The following is a 14,037-nucleotide window of genomic DNA, read 5'->3' on the forward strand; positions in this document are numbered from 1 at the left end:
GGACTTTGCTGGTATAATGGGCAGAAAAGGAGGGGGAAGACGGTGACCGCGAACAGGCCGCTCGGGACGACGCACGACGGAAAACGGCTGTACAGACGCGTTTACGACGATGTGGCGAGACGAATCGGATCGGGCGAATGGAAGCCGCACGACAGGCTGCCATCCGTCCGGCTGCTCGCCGCGCAATTCGGGATGAACCGGCTGACGGTCATGCGCGCCTATCGGATGCTGGAGGAGGAGGGCAAGATTTACGCGAGGGAGAAGTCGGGGTACTACGTAAGTCCGGCTTCCGGCGGCGCGGCGCCCGCGTTTTCCGATTCGGATTTTCCCGCTTCCCCGCCGTTTCTCCGGGACTCGCTCACCGAAATCCAGCGTCTTCCCGTCGACTATCAGTTTTCGCAGGCGATGATCGACCCCAATTTGCTGCCCAATCTGTTCCTGTCCGAATATGTGAAAAAGGTGTTCGACATTTATCCCAAGCTGATGGGAACGTATAGCGACGTCCAGGGAGACGGGGAGCTGCGGCAAGCTCTGGCCCGCTATTTGGCGGACAATGCCAAAATTCCGCTCGAGGCGTCCGATCTCGTCATCACGACAGGGGCGCAGCAAGCGATCGATCTGCTCGCCCGCCTCTATGTGAGGCCCATGGACGCGATCCTCGTGGAAAGGCCGACTTACAGCGCGGCGCTCGATATTTTCCGCCAGCAGGGCGCCCGCTTTCTGTCCGTCGACATCGCTCCGGACGGTTACGACCTGAATCGGGTGGAGGAGCTTATGGCTCTGCACAAGCCGAGAATTTTCTACCTGAACCCGACCTTTCACAATCCGACGGGGCATACGGTGCCGGCCCCGCAGCGCAAAAAGCTGGTCGAGCTGGCCGAACGCTACCGCTGCTTGCTGATCGAAGACGATTCGTTCCACGAAATGTACTTCGACGCGCCTCCTCCTCCGCCTTTTTTGGCCTACGATACGGGGGGATGGGTCGTGCACCTGCGCAGCTTCAGCAAGTATGTCTCGCCGGGACTGAGAATTTGCGCCGTCGCCGGAGCTCCGCAAGTGATGAAGCCGTTCCTGACGGCCAAGTCGCTGGCCGACAACGGAGCGCCGCTCGTGAACCAGAAAATTTTCCTGCATTACTTCGAATCGGAGCGGGTTCGCCGGCATTTGGACAAACTTCGCATTGCGCTGCAGGTCCGCAAAGAGATTATGGAGGAGGAGCTGGCCGCGGCCCCCTGGACATGGGTCAGTCCGCAAGGGGGACTCAACCTCTGGCTCAAGCTTCCTTCGGGGCTGTCTGCGGAGGCGCTGCTCGAAGCGAGTCTGGAACGATCCGTCTCGTTCGTGCCGGGTCTGATCTGCGATCCCCAGCGCGAACGGGGCTCGTGGATTCGGGTCAGCTATTCCTTCGTCGGCGAAGAGAAGCTGAGGGAAGGCGCCCGCCGCCTCGCGGAGCTGGCGAACCGGCTCTTGGAATAACCGGCGCGCGATGTCGTCTTTCGTGGCGGAAATGTTGGGAACGGCGATCTTGATTTTGCTCGGGGACGGGGTGGTGGCCGGCGTGCTGCTCTCGAAGTCCAAAGCGGAAAATGCCGGCTGGATCGTCATTACGATGGCATGGGGTCTGGCGGTCGCCGTGGCCGTCTATTGCGTCGGCAGCTTCAGCGGGGCGCATCTGAATCCTGCGGTCACGATCGGGCTCGCGGTGGCGGGGCAATTCCCCTGGAGTGAAGTGCCCGAATATATCGCCGCCCAAATGATCGGCGCCTTCCTCGGGGCGGTCGGCGTATGGCTGCATTATTTGCCCCATTGGAAGGCAACCGAGAACAAGGAGCTGAAGCTGGCCGTGTTCTCGACGGGTCCCGCCCTTCGCAGCCCGGGGGCCAATCTGGTGAGCGAGGCGATCGGCACGTTCGTCCTGATTCTCGCTTTGCTGGCGTTCGGCGGGAACAAATTTACGGACGGGCTGAATCCGCTCATCGTCGGCTTCCTGGTCGTCGCGATCGGCATGTCGCTTGGAGGAACGACGGGCTATGCGATCAATCCCGCCCGGGATTTGGGGCCGCGAATCGCGCACGCGGTGCTTCCGATTCACGGCAAAGGCTCCTCCGACTGGTCGTACGCCCTCGTGCCGGTCGTCGGCCCGATTGTCGGCGCCGTGCTTGCGGCGGGGTTGTACGTTTGGATTTTCCCCAAATGAACGAAGGGTATCTCCTGACGGGCAAATTGCTTTATGATAAGTTCATATCCTCCAATTGAACTTTAAAGGGCGGCTTCCCTATGGTTATCCAACGACATTCCGTCATTCCCGCCGTTCGCAGCATGAAGGAGCTGGAGCGCGCGCTCGCTTCCCCGCAGGAGATCTTGTTCCTGCTGGACGGGGAGATCATTCATCTGCAGAACATCGTCTCCAGCGTCAAGAGGGCGGGCAAGAAAATATACCTGCATCTGGATATGGTGAGGGGAATCAAGGACGACGAAGCGTCCGTTCATTTTCTGAGCAAAGTGATCAAGATCGACGGTATCATCAGCACCCGAACCTCTTGCCTGCTTCATGCGAAGAAGTACGGATTGGGGGCCATCCAGCGCGGCTTCCTGATCGATTCCCAATCGGTCAAGACGATCATTCATTCGGCCTCGCTCGTCAAACCGGATTATATCGAGATTTTGCCGAGCTACTCGCACCCGAAGGTCGGCTTGATCAAACAAGAGCTCGGAATCGACGTCATTCTCGGCGGCTTCATCGAGGGCCGGGAGGATTTGCCCGTTCTGTTCGGAGCGGGAGCGGTCGCGGTATCGACGAGCAACATGAGCTTGTGGGGGCAAACCGGCGACGGGCCGGAATAAAGGAGTTTAAACGGGAGGGGTACGGAACATGGATACGTACATTCTGTCTTTGGATCAGGGAACGACGAGCACGAGGGCGATTCTGTTCGACAAGAGCGGCCGGGTCGTCCATTCGGCGCAGCAGGAATTCACTCAGTATTTTCCGAATCCGGGCTGGGTCGAGCATAACGCGAACGAAATCTGGGGATCGGTTCTCGCGGTCATCGCGACCGTCCTGTCGGAGTCGGGCGTGAAGCCCGAGCAGGTGGCGGGGATCGGCATTACGAACCAGCGGGAGACGGCGGTCGTGTGGGACCGGGAGACCGGCATGCCGGTCTACAACGCGATCGTCTGGCAATCGCGCCAGACGGCCGACATTTGCGAGCAACTGAAGCGGGACGGCCGCGAACCGTTGTTCCGGGAAAAGACGGGGCTGCTCATCGACGCCTACTTCTCCGGAACGAAGGTCAAATGGATTCTCGACCGCGTCGAAGGGGCCAGGGAGAAGGCGGAGCAAGGGAAGCTGCTGTTCGGCACGATCGATACGTGGCTGATCTGGCGGCTTACCGGGCAGAAGATCCATGTGACGGATTATACGAACGCTTCGAGAACGCTTATGTTCAACATCCACACTTTGGAATGGGACAGCGAGCTGCTCGGGCTGCTTACCGTTCCGCGGTCGATGCTCCCCGAAGTCCGGCCTTCCTCGGAGGTGTACGGGTATACGGACAAAAACCATTTCTTCGGCTGCGAGGTGCCGATCGCGGGGGTGGCCGGCGACCAGCAGGCCGCGTTGTTCGGGCAAGCGTGCTTCGCGCGGGGAATGGCCAAGAACACGTACGGCACCGGCTGCTTCATGCTCATGAACACCGGGGATAAAGCGGTCGCCTCGTCGCACGGTCTGCTGACGACGATCGCCTGGGGAATCGGCGGCCAAGTCGAGTACGCGCTGGAAGGAAGCGTCTTCGTGGCCGGCTCGGCCATCCAATGGCTCCGGGACGGCTTGCGCATGTTCCAGAACGCGAAGGACAGCGAAGCGTACGCGCTGCGGGTCGAATCGACGGACGGCGTCTATGTCGTGCCCGCGTTCGTCGGCCTTGGAACCCCTTATTGGGACAGCGAAGTCCGGGGCGCCGTCTTCGGCCTGACCCGGGGAACGAGCAAGGAGCATTTCGTCCGGGCGACGCTCGAATCGCTTGCGTATCAGACGCGAGACGTTCTCGCTTCTATGGAAGCGGATTCAGGTCTTTCGCTCACGACGCTGCGGGTCGACGGCGGGGCCGTGACGAACGGGTTCCTCATGCAATTCCAGAGCGACATTCTGAACGTTCCCGTAGAGCGGCCGGTCGTGAACGAGACGACGGCGCTCGGCGCCGCTTACCTGGCCGGTCTCGCGGTCGGTTACTGGGACAGCAAGGAAGAGATCGCCGGGCAGTGGAGCATCGACCGCACGTTTACCCCCACGCTGTCCGACGCGGAAAGGGAGCGGCTGTACGGCGGTTGGAAAAAGGCGGTATCCGCGGCTATGGCTTTCAAATAAGCGCCGCTTGTGGTATAGTGGGAACAACAAGTAAATAAGCATCGGTTGGAGACTGACGAGAGACCACTTTATCATTATGGGAGACTTGACCATAATGACATTGTGGTCTCTTTTTGTCTTCGCACAGAGGAGGAGAACACGAATGTCGCAGAACATGGGCGGCTTGAACCGGACCGATTGGTTCGAGCGGAATGCAGGGGCGCTTTACGATCTTATTGTGATCGGGGGAGGAATTACGGGCTGCGGGATCGCTCTCGATGCGGCCGGGCGCGGGCTGCGGACGCTCCTGCTCGAGATGCAGGATTTCGCCGCAGGCACGTCGAGCCGCTCGACCAAGCTCGTGCACGGCGGTTTGCGCTACCTGAAGCAATTCGAAGTGAAGATGGTTGCCGAGGTGGGCCGGGAACGGGCCGTCGTCTACGAGAACGCGCCTCATGTGACGACGCCGGAGCGGATGATGCTTCCCATCTACCAAGGAGGCACGTTCGGCTTCTTCTCCACGTCGCTCGGGCTGCTCGTCTACGATTATTTGGCCGGCGTCAAGCGGAGCGAACGGCGTACGATGCTAAGCGGGAAGGCGACGCTGGAGCGCGAGCCGCTGCTGCGCAAGGAAGGGCTGCGCGGAAGCGGGTATTACGTGGAATACCGGACGGACGATGCCAGACTGACGATCGAGACGGTCAAAAAGGCGGTGGAGCTCGGAGCGACGGCGCTTAACTACGCGAAGGTCGAGCGGCTGCTGTACGAGGACGGCCGGATCGCGGGCGTGGCGGCGGTCGACCGGCTGACCGGCCGGACGGCCGAATTCCGCGCGCGGGTCGTCGTCAACGCCGCCGGACCCTGGGTCGATTCGGTCCGGGAGATGGACCGTTCCCTGAACGGCAAGCGGCTGCGATTGACCAAAGGCGTGCATCTCGTCGTCGACCGGGCCCGGTTCCCGCTCCGCCAGGCGGTTTACTTCGATACGCCGGACAAGCGGATGATCTTCGCCATTCCGAGAGGCGACAAAGCCTATGTCGGCACGACGGACACGTTCTATGACGGGGATCCGGTCCGGCCGACGCTGACGGCTGAGGACCGGGACTATTTGATCCGCGCGGTAAACGACATGTTCCCGGAAGCGCGCCTTCGCCCGGAGGATATCGAATCCGGGTGGGCGGGCGTCCGCCCGCTCATCTTCGAGGAGGGGAAGAATCCGTCCGAAATTTCACGGAAGGATGAGATCTGGGAGTCCCCGTCCGGCCTTATTACGATTGCGGGCGGCAAGCTGACCGGCTACCGGAAGATGGCCGAGCATGTCGTCGACCGGGTCGTTCGGAAGGCGGCCGGCGGAATCGGGAAGGAGCTCGGGCCGTGCCGGACGAAGACCCTTCCCCTGTCGGGCGGAGATGTCGGCGGGTCGGTCGGATTCGCCGCGTTCGTCGAGCGGAAGGCGCGGGAAGCGGCGTCATACGGCTTGTCCGAGGAGGCGGGAAGGAAGCTTGCGCGCTTCTACGGCTCCAATGTCGACCGCCTGTTCCGGATGGCGGGGCCGGAAGCCGCGGAGCGGTCCGAGGCATGGGGCTTGCCGCTGGATCTGTATTTGGCCGTCCGCTATGCGGTCGCGGAGGAGATGGCATTGACGCCGGCCGACTTCTTCATCCGGCGCACGGGCGCGCTCTTGTTCGACATCGCCCTCGTTCGCCGCTATTTGCAGCCCGTCGCCGGGTTGATGGGCGAGCTTCTCGGCTGGGAGGCTTCGGTCCTGGAACAATACGTGAAGGAGGTCGAAGAGGAGATGCGCAATGCCGTCGTTCCGGTAGACGGCAAAGGCGAGGATCGTCCATAATAAAGGGACGAACGATCGGGAGGCTTGGTGCGAATGACGGTTATCATCGGTTATTTGCTTATCGTGAACTTCATCGCCTTCGGCATGATGGGATATGACAAGGGACGCGCCAAGGCGAAGATGAGGCGCGTCCCCGAGAAAAATCTGTTCCTGGTCGCCGCCGTCGGAGGCGCCTTGGGAGCCTGGCTCGGCATGCGAACCTATCGCCATAAGACGAAGCACGCCTCGTTCGTGTTCGGCATTCCGGCGTTGTTCGCGCTCAATGCGATTTGCGTCTGGGCCGTCGTTCGCGGCCTGAACGCCCTCTAAGCGACCGGCGTGCCGTTCGGCACCGGTTCGTCGAGGCTTCAGCAGCACGACGTCCCCTTCTTCGGGCGGATACCCAGCGCGGCGAATTGTTCGATAGCAGCCATTGCGGTTCCTCCGTTACGGATCGTTATTCAAGCGAAGAATCGTCGGCAGAAGAATCGACGCCGACCACGTCGGCCAGCTGGAGCCGATCATCCTTCGGAAGGCCGGCCTCCGAGCGCAGCCGTTCGAGCGCCTGGCGCAACGTGTCCTCTTTGACGACGATGTACGGATTTTCCCAACGGGTTTCCAGCGGAATCATCGTCGTCCGGGCCGGCTTCATTTGTTGGAAATTCATAATCCAGGACCGCAACTCGTCTTCCGGAACGTCGGTCTTGACGTTGTTCCCCATAATGTCCAGTACGTTGCCCCACTGCGTCATCCCCTTGAACGAAGCCAATTTGTCAACGATTTGCGTCAGCACCTGCTGCTGCCGTCCGTTGCGGGCGATGTCCGACGACTCCTGGGTGCCTTCGTTCGATTTGCGATAGCGGACGAAGTCCAGCGTCTGCTTGCCGCTGAGCTTCTGCACGCCCTTCTTGAGATCGATGTCGGTGCCGTCTGCCGTATCGCGGTACTTCATGTCCATGTCGACGTCGACCGTAATGCCTCCGACCGCATCCACAAGCTGGCGCAGCCCGTCGAAATTGATGAGCGCCATATAATCGATCGGAAAATCGAACAGCTCGCTGTAGAACGCCTTCGTGTTCGCGATGGCCGTTTCTTTGTCTTGGTTGTAGAAATAGGCGTAATAGTAATTGGCTTTATGGGACTTCAGCGTCTTCGGCTTCAACTGCAAATCGCGCGGAATCGACAGAAGGCTGGCCGTATGGGTCTCCGTATTCAGCGTGGCCAGCATGAGCACGTCGGTGTTCAGCGTGCCGCCGCTGCCTGCGCGGCTGTCGATGCCTGCGAGCAGGAAGGTGAGCGACTTTCTGGCGCCGGGCGGTTCGGTCCCGGGGGCGCCGGCCTCCGGCGATCCCCCTGCGATGTCGGTCGTACCCGAAGGCGCAGGCGACGGCCGCTCCGGCGCCGCCATCTTCTGGATGGCGGAATCGGCTTTTATATATAGGTAAACCGTATAGGAGCCGACGAGGAGGAGAATCGCGCCAAGAGCGATGCAAGCGATGGCGACCGCCCGGCGCTTTTTCCTTTTTGTGTGCGTTTGGGACATAGGGCATCCTCCGAATGAGTCATTCTTTTCTTATTTTATTGATTTCGATATGAGGGATAAAGAAAAAAATTCCACAGAATTAGACGGAACAGTCGGGGCGATGGTTGCGTTCGCTACTTCCGTCATTCGTCTTTGCATCCGATGCCATCGTTTCTCGCAATCTTTATTTTTGCTTCCGCGAGGCCTATAATCAGGAGCGGAAGATAGCGCGCCGCAGGGCGCTTTCTTCGTTGCAAGACACTACCAAACGAGGAGGAGCGCCGTGGACACGTTCTATCAACTGAACACCATTTTTATAAGCATGGTGATGGAAGCCATCCCGTTCGTTCTGGTTGGGGTCCTCATCTCCGGTATGATCCAAACGTTCGTCACCGAGAAGTGGATTTCCCGGATCGTGCCTTCCAACCGCTACTTGTCTTCGCTGTTCGGCTGCGGAATCGGCGTGCTGTTCCCTTCGTGCGAGTGCGGGATCGTGCCCATTACGAGGCGGCTGATCGGGAAAGGGATGCCGCTGCACGCCGGCATCGCCTTCATGCTGACCGGGCCGATCATCAACCCGATCGTTCTGTTCGCCACCTACATCGCCTTCGGCGACGACTGGCGGATGGTCGCCATCCGCGGCGGGATGGCTATTGCGGTGGCGTTCTGCGTGTCGATCGCCGTCTCGTATCTGTTCCCGAAGCTGCCGTTCAAGCACGAGCTCGCTCCGGTAGCCGCCGCCATCGAGCCGGAAGCGGTCGTCCAGGCCCCGCGCGCATCCGTGTGGAGCCGCATCAACGAGGTGATCGTTCATGCGATCGACGAATTTTTTGACGTGGGAAAATATTTGGTCGCTGGCGCCTTCATCGCCGCCGCCTTGCAGACGTACGTGCCTACGTCCACACTGCTTCATCTGGGCGGGACGCCCGTCGCCGCTTCTCTCGTCATGATCGTGCTGGCATTCGTCATCTCACTCTGCTCGGAAGCGGACGCCTTCATCGCGTCGTCGTTCCGCAGCACGTTTAACGTGGGGGCGCTGTCGGCCTTTCTCGTGTTCGGACCGATGATCGATATCAAAAATACGCTCATGCTGCTCGGCACGTACCGGGGACGGTTCGTGGCCGTATTGATCGGGCTTGTTGCGGTGTTCACGCTGCTCGGGTCGCTGATTGTGGGGAGGTGGTTCGCATGATGAAATTCGTCATTTTGCTGGGGTTCGCCTTCATGTTTTTTCTGCTGCATTACACGGGCGACATCGACAAATATATCAATATGAAGTACGCCTACTTGTCGATCAGCGCCATCGTCCTGTTGACGCTTCTCGGCCTCTACGATTTCATTCGGGGATACCGCCAGGATCTGGCGAACGAGCGAAAAGCGGCAGCGGCCCGGGAAGCTCTCGAACGCAGCGAACCGCATGAGGGCGAAGGCGATGCGCAAGAAGCTTATGCTCACGCCGACCATGCGCACGGGTATGCCCGCACACACGATCGCATGCACGCAACCGCTCATGCTCATGTACACGATGATGTGCACCAACACGCAGCCGATTGTGCTCACCGACACGATCACGTGCACGATGCTGAGCATGCTCACCGACACGATCACGTGCGCGATGCCGCGCATGATCATGCACGCGATCCCGCCCATCGCCGCTTGCAGGCGCATTCTCAAGCCGGCGACGACCACGCGCATCACGCGCACGGCGATCCGTTCGGCCATACGCACGAACCGGCTTCCAAGTTCAAGCGCGTGGCGGGCTATGTCATCTTGCTTTTTCCAATCTTCACGGGCATCTTCCTGCCGGTCAAAACGCTCGATTCCAGCTTCGTCGCCGCCAAGGGCTTTTCCTTTCCGACACTGGAGCAGGACATCAAGAACAACCCGGGGTTCCATCAATTTCTCCGTCCGGATACGAGCATGTTCTACAACAAGGACGATTACGACCGGATCAAGAACAAGGAAATGTCCGAATTCGTCGGCCAACCGGTGGTCACCCTTAACGACGACAATTATTTGAAAGCCATGGAAGCCATCTATAACTATCCCAGCGCCTTCATGGGCAAGACGATCGATTTCAACGGCTTCGCCTACAAAGGGAAGCAGGTGGACGGCAACCATTATTTCGTGTTCCGGTTCGGCTTCATCCACTGCGTTGCGGACTCCGGCGTATTCGGCATGCTGGTGAAATTCCCGGACAACGCCGATTTAAAGGACGATGACTGGGTGCGTGTTCAAGGCAAACTGACCTGGGAGTTCTATCAACCGCTCAAAGCGACGATTCCGGTCGTGAAGGCAGCCTCCTGGAGCCGCATCGACGAGCCGAAAAACCCTTACGTATACCGAAACTTCTAATCTTTGGGCCCATCGTGCGATAAATGTTAACAACGAAGACAATTAACGTTCGTTTAGCAGAAACTGCAACAGATTTATTTGGAGTAGGCAAAAAAGAAGTCAATCTGAAAAACAGCCGGTCGCTGCCGGTTGTTTTTCCATTTTGGCTCCCGAATACCTCTTGTTGCTGATTTTGAGGCTTATCCCCACTGCTCAGCCCTTCATCATCATGCTTAACTGCAAATCAGTAATGACTCAGGCATCTGGCGCTTCCTCTAGCCACATGATACTCCTCCAAACACACGACACGACTACTTCCAGATACGCAGCACTACACGCCTGACACTTCACTCAATTGGTGAGGGGCGTTTTGCTTTTCTCCATCACGGTGCCTTCCTCAAATCGAATGTATGTTCCTGTATTTCGATTTTACCAAGAAAAACAAACGCGTCCCCCGCCCCCCCAATAAAAACGAGCCGTGGACCCGATTGCTCGGCCCCGCGGCTCGTTCATCGATTGTTATGGTGAGGTTATCGTCATAACTTGCTTTCAAAGATCGAAGGGCCTGCCGCCGATCCATACGCCCTTCAATTCCAGCTCCGCGTCCAGCAGCAGCACGTCCGCCCGTTTGCCCGCTTGAAGCGAGCCGGTGACGTCGTCCACGCCGATCTGCCGCGCGGGATTGGCGCTCGCCATCCGGCTCGCGTCCGGGACGGAGACGCCGACGTTCTTCACCATGTGCCGGAACGCCGCGATCATCGTCAGCGTGCTGCCGGCCAGGTTGCCGGATTCCTTCAGGCGGGCGACGCCGCACGTCATGACGACCGGCAAGCCGCCGAGTTCGTAGCCGTCGCCGTCCGGCATGCCGGCGGCGGACATGGCGTCGGTTACGAGGATGACCTTGTCGGTGCCCTTCATCCGGGCGACGATTCGGAGCCCTGCCGGATGCACGTGATGGCCGTCGGCGATCACTTCCGCCGTGATGCGGTCGTCGGTCAGCACCGCGCCGACCGTGCCCGGCTCTCGATGATGCAGCGGCTTCATCGCGTTGAATGTGTGCACCGCGTGCCGCAGGCCCCGGTCCGCGGCGGCGACGACCTGGTCGTACGTCGCGTCGGTATGGCCGCAGGACGGCACGATGCCGTGCGCGGCGAGCCGCTCGATATAATCGAGGGCGCCTTCCGACTCCGGCGCGAGCGTCTGGATCTTGATAAGCCCAGGGTACCGGGCGACCCATTCTTCCAGCCATTCCGCCTGCGGCGGGACGATGTAGTTAGGGTTTTGCGCCCCTTTCCACTTCGGATTGATGAACGGACCCTCGAAATGAACGCCAAGCACTTGCGCATAGGGCATCGGCTCGCTGCGATACCGGCTCACTCGCTCCAGCACGCCCGTCAATTCCTCCCGCGAAGCGGTGAGCGAGGTGGCGAGAAGGCCCGTCGTCCCGTTGCTCGCATGGAATCGGGTGATGGCGTCGAGACCGTCCCGGTCGGCGTCCATGAAGTCGTACCCGGCGCCGCCGTGGACGTGAACGTCGATGAAGCCGGGAAGCACCCATCCGCCGTCCACGTCGATCCGGTCCGCTTCTTCGGCCTCTGCCGGCCAGGCGTCCGAATGGCCCCCGATGGCCGCGACGACTCCGTCCTTCAGCCAAATCCAGCCTTGCGCCACGACGCCTTCCGGCGTTACGACCGAGGCTCCGGTGATCAGCGCCTGCTGCGCTTGTCCGCCGCCGCTCATGCCATCAACCTCCCGGCTTCCCGATCAAGCAGGACGACCAGGTGCGGATGCGTCTGGAGCAAGGACGCCGGACAGTCGGTCGTGATCGGACCGGTCAGCGCCCGGTGTACGATCTCGGCTTTGTCCGCTCCGCGGACGATGAGCAGAATCGTCTTCGCCTTCAGAATCGTGCCGACGCCCATCGTCATCGCTTGTTTGGGAACCTCGTCGATGCTGTTGAAAAACCGCGCGTTCGCCCTGCGCGTCTCTTCCGCCAAATCCACGACGTGCGTGCCGCGGATGAGGGCGTGGGCGGGCTCGTTAAAGCCGATGTGCCCGTTGTGGCCCAGCCCGAGCAGCTGCAAGTCAATCTGTCCCGCTTCGGCGATAAGCTCGTCGTAACGGCGGCACTCCGCCTCCGGGTCTTCGGCGTTGCCGTTCGGGATATGCGTTTGCTCGGCCGGAATGTCGATATGGCGGAACAGGTGATGATTCATATAAGAGCGGTAGCTTTCCGGGTGATCGACCGGCAGGCCGACGTACTCGTCCAGATTGAACGAAGTGACGCCGCGGAAGCTGACGAGCCCCCGCTTGTAATCCTTCACGATTTGCTCATATACGCCGACCGGGGTGCCTCCGGTCGCAAGGCCGAGCACCGCCCGGGGATTCGTCTGAACGAGGCCGGTTATGATGTTGGCCCCCGCTTCGTTCAGCTTTTCGTTGGAATCAAAAATCAAGACGTTCATGGAATCTCCCTCTCCTCTTTGCCCGTATATCTTCTAACCATATGGAATGAGCTCTCCAGACGCGGAACGTATTCGTCGAAATGCTCGCTGACCAATCCCGTGAACAGTATGTCCACCACATGAAGCTGCGCCATTCTCGAGGCCATGTCGCCCCGGCGCATGCCCGCCTCGGAAGAGGACGTGAACAGGCGGATGGAGGCGTGTCCGGCAAGCGAGGTGTTGCCGAATTTGGTGATGGAGATGGCGGTGGCTCCTTGCTCCGTCGCGCAGCGGAGCGCGTTGATCGTCTCCAGCGTCTCGCCGGAATACGAGATGCCGACCGCAACGTCTTGGTCCGTCAACGAAGCCGCGGACGTGATCTGCAGATGAGGGTCGGAATAAACGTTGGCCGCCTTGCCGATCCGGATCAGCTTGTGGAAAAAGTCCTGGGCGATCATGCCGGACGTTCCGGCGCCGTACAGGTCGATCCGCCGTGCCGAATGGAGCGCCGCGATGGCGGCCCGAAGCTGCGTCAAATCGAGCAGCCGCGTCGTATCGGTCAGCGAGCGCAAATGGTTCGCGGTGATCGCCGACACGATCTCCTGCAGCGGATTGCCGGCCACGATGTCCTGATACTGAACTTGCGCAGGCTGCTGGGCGAGCTCGGCTGCCAGCCGCATCTTAAAGTCGGTGAAGTTCTGGAAATGGAACGAACGGCAAAACCGGGACACCGTCGCGGTGCTGCTTCCCGATTGCTGCGCAAGCTCCAGAATCGTCATCTGCACCGCCTGCTGCGGCCGTTCGAGCAAAAATTCGGCCAACTCGCGTTCCTTCGGATGCAAATCGTCCAGCTTTTCCCGAATCGCGTTTAATATGCTCATGCTCCGCAAACAACCTTTTCGAGAAAATTAATTACATGAATATAGGTGACGAAAAGAAAATAATTTACGCCACATCTTTAAAATAGCCGATCCCCGGCCAAAAGGCAACAGGCAATCGGCCGTTTGTCCGTCGGCGCCAAGCGAGGAGATACCGCCGTCATAGCCTGCGAGAAGCAGAGTGGGAATAAGCCAAAACGAGAGGCAGACCGGAAAGCCCCGGCTGAGCCGCGGGGATAAGCCATGCCGGTTCCGCGCATTGACGAGCACGACGAATCCGAATCGATTTTGCCGTCATCCTATTTCATTATGGAGCAGTTGGAAGGATATCCTTATAATAGGGCTTGCTGAACAAGATCAATTTAAGCTGCTCCCAACGCATGAGCCTAGACCGTGATTTTCTTTGCGGTTTTCATGCAAAAAATCGGACGGAACGCAATGAATCTGAAAAAAGAGAAAAAAAGAACCCGCAGTCGCCGTTCCAGGTTCATAACCAGAAACTGGATAGCGATGACAGTTAAACTTGTATGAGCACCGCGGGAGCAAATTCGGCCCAAACCCAACTTGCGTTTGCCTTCGCCGAACTTTCCTTCGATCGCATTGCGCTGTGCAGCGTCTTGCTTCTCTTGCTTTCGATCATCGGCGTCACGTTGTTCTTTGGATGGCCTGCCAAGCTTCGGGCCGCTAAG

13 protein-coding genes are annotated in these 14,037 nt (G+C 59.6%); 8 read left to right on the plus strand and 5 right to left on the minus strand.

Annotation, left to right across the window (positions count from 1 at the left end; genetic code table 11):
- The first annotated feature begins 42 nt into the window (after window positions 1-42).
- The 6 genes from G485_RS0114390 to G485_RS0114415 all read left to right on the plus strand — a co-directional run bounded on the left by G485_RS0114390 (window position 43) and on the right by G485_RS0114415 (window position 6,500).
- Window positions 43-1,476, plus strand: a complete 1,434-nt coding sequence (locus tag G485_RS0114390) for an aminotransferase-like domain-containing protein (RefSeq protein ID WP_051318292.1) — start codon at window positions 43-45, stop codon at window positions 1,474-1,476.
- A gap of 10 nt (window positions 1,477-1,486) precedes the next feature.
- On the plus strand, window positions 1,487-2,197 hold the full coding sequence (locus G485_RS0114395) for an MIP/aquaporin family protein (RefSeq protein ID WP_027093136.1): 711 nt from the start codon (window positions 1,487-1,489) through the stop codon (window positions 2,195-2,197).
- 80 nt (window positions 2,198-2,277) lie between these two features.
- Window positions 2,278-2,844, plus strand: coding sequence for a glycerol-3-phosphate responsive antiterminator (locus tag G485_RS0114400; protein ID WP_027093137.1), 567 nt, complete (start codon window positions 2,278-2,280; stop codon window positions 2,842-2,844).
- Between the two features lie 28 nt (window positions 2,845-2,872).
- On the plus strand, window positions 2,873-4,363 hold the full coding sequence (glpK, locus tag G485_RS0114405) for a glycerol kinase GlpK (RefSeq protein ID WP_027093138.1): 1,491 nt from the start codon (window positions 2,873-2,875) through the stop codon (window positions 4,361-4,363).
- A 142-nt stretch (window positions 4,364-4,505) separates the two neighbouring features.
- Complete coding sequence (locus G485_RS0114410) at window positions 4,506-6,191, plus strand: glycerol-3-phosphate dehydrogenase/oxidase (protein WP_027093139.1); 1,686 nt, start codon at window positions 4,506-4,508, stop codon at window positions 6,189-6,191.
- 33 nt (window positions 6,192-6,224) lie between these two features.
- The gene (locus G485_RS0114415; RefSeq protein WP_027093140.1) at window positions 6,225-6,500 is read left to right on the plus strand and encodes a DUF1294 domain-containing protein; all 276 of its coding nucleotides are present in this window, start codon (window positions 6,225-6,227) and stop codon (window positions 6,498-6,500) included.
- 127 nt (window positions 6,501-6,627) lie between these two features.
- On the opposite strand, the gene G485_RS0114420 is transcribed toward G485_RS0114415, so the two are convergent.
- Entirely contained in the window at window positions 6,628-7,713 is a 1,086-nt protein-coding gene (locus G485_RS0114420) for an LCP family protein (protein WP_027093141.1), read from the minus strand.
- 301 nt (window positions 7,714-8,014) lie between these two features.
- On the opposite strand from G485_RS0114420, the gene G485_RS0114425 reads away from it, so the two are divergent.
- On the plus strand, window positions 8,015-8,884 hold the full coding sequence (locus G485_RS0114425; protein WP_084423315.1) for a permease: 870 nt from the start codon (window positions 8,015-8,017) through the stop codon (window positions 8,882-8,884).
- Complete coding sequence (locus G485_RS28470; RefSeq protein ID WP_051318293.1) at window positions 8,881-10,047, plus strand: TIGR03943 family putative permease subunit; 1,167 nt, start codon at window positions 8,881-8,883, stop codon at window positions 10,045-10,047. The genes G485_RS0114425 and G485_RS28470 overlap by 4 nt, the downstream gene beginning before the upstream one ends.
- A gap of 528 nt (window positions 10,048-10,575) precedes the next feature.
- Here G485_RS28470 and nagA read toward each other — a convergent pair.
- From nagA to G485_RS26575, 4 genes are all read right to left on the minus strand, one after another.
- Window positions 10,576-11,766: an N-acetylglucosamine-6-phosphate deacetylase gene (nagA, locus tag G485_RS0114435; RefSeq protein WP_027093143.1), complete on the minus strand. Its 1,191-nt coding sequence runs from the start codon at window positions 11,764-11,766 to the stop codon at window positions 10,576-10,578.
- Window positions 11,763-12,491, minus strand: coding sequence for a glucosamine-6-phosphate deaminase (nagB, locus tag G485_RS0114440; protein ID WP_027093144.1), 729 nt, complete (start codon window positions 12,489-12,491; stop codon window positions 11,763-11,765). Before nagB ends, nagA begins: the two co-directional genes overlap by 4 nt.
- Window positions 12,488-13,351: a MurR/RpiR family transcriptional regulator gene (locus G485_RS0114445; protein WP_027093145.1), complete on the minus strand. Its 864-nt coding sequence runs from the start codon at window positions 13,349-13,351 to the stop codon at window positions 12,488-12,490. The genes nagB and G485_RS0114445 overlap by 4 nt, the downstream gene beginning before the upstream one ends.
- Before the next feature lie 383 nt (window positions 13,352-13,734).
- Window positions 13,735-14,037: transposase (locus G485_RS26575; protein ID WP_156922361.1), on the minus strand; the 303-nt coding region annotated here is incomplete at its 5' end.

The sequence above is a fragment of the Cohnella thermotolerans DSM 17683 genome (genome assembly GCF_000429825.1).
Lineage (GTDB): Bacteria > Bacillota > Bacilli > Paenibacillales > Paenibacillaceae > Cohnella > Cohnella thermotolerans.

Bases quoted from the DNA above. Each gene is read 5' to 3' on its own strand.
- G485_RS0114395 (WP_027093136.1), top strand. From the start codon at position 1,487: ATGTCGTCTTTCGTGGCGGAAATGTTGGGAACGGCGATCTTGATTTTG.
- G485_RS0114400 (WP_027093137.1), top strand. From the start codon at position 2,278: ATGGTTATCCAACGACATTCCGTCATTCCCGCCGTTCGCAGCATGAAG.
- glpK (WP_027093138.1), top strand. From the start codon at position 2,873: ATGGATACGTACATTCTGTCTTTGGATCAGGGAACGACGAGCACGAGG.
- G485_RS0114410 (WP_027093139.1), top strand. From the start codon at position 4,506: ATGTCGCAGAACATGGGCGGCTTGAACCGGACCGATTGGTTCGAGCGG.
- G485_RS0114415 (WP_027093140.1), top strand. From the start codon at position 6,225: ATGACGGTTATCATCGGTTATTTGCTTATCGTGAACTTCATCGCCTTC.
- G485_RS0114420 (WP_027093141.1), bottom strand. From the start codon at position 7,713: ATGTCCCAAACGCACACAAAAAGGAAAAAGCGCCGGGCGGTCGCCATC.
- G485_RS0114425 (WP_084423315.1), top strand. From the start codon at position 8,015: ATGGTGATGGAAGCCATCCCGTTCGTTCTGGTTGGGGTCCTCATCTCC.
- G485_RS28470 (WP_051318293.1), top strand. From the start codon at position 8,881: ATGATGAAATTCGTCATTTTGCTGGGGTTCGCCTTCATGTTTTTTCTG.
- nagA (WP_027093143.1), bottom strand. From the start codon at position 11,766: ATGAGCGGCGGCGGACAAGCGCAGCAGGCGCTGATCACCGGAGCCTCG.
- nagB (WP_027093144.1), bottom strand. From the start codon at position 12,491: ATGAACGTCTTGATTTTTGATTCCAACGAAAAGCTGAACGAAGCGGGG.
- G485_RS0114445 (WP_027093145.1), bottom strand. From the start codon at position 13,351: ATGAGCATATTAAACGCGATTCGGGAAAAGCTGGACGATTTGCATCCG.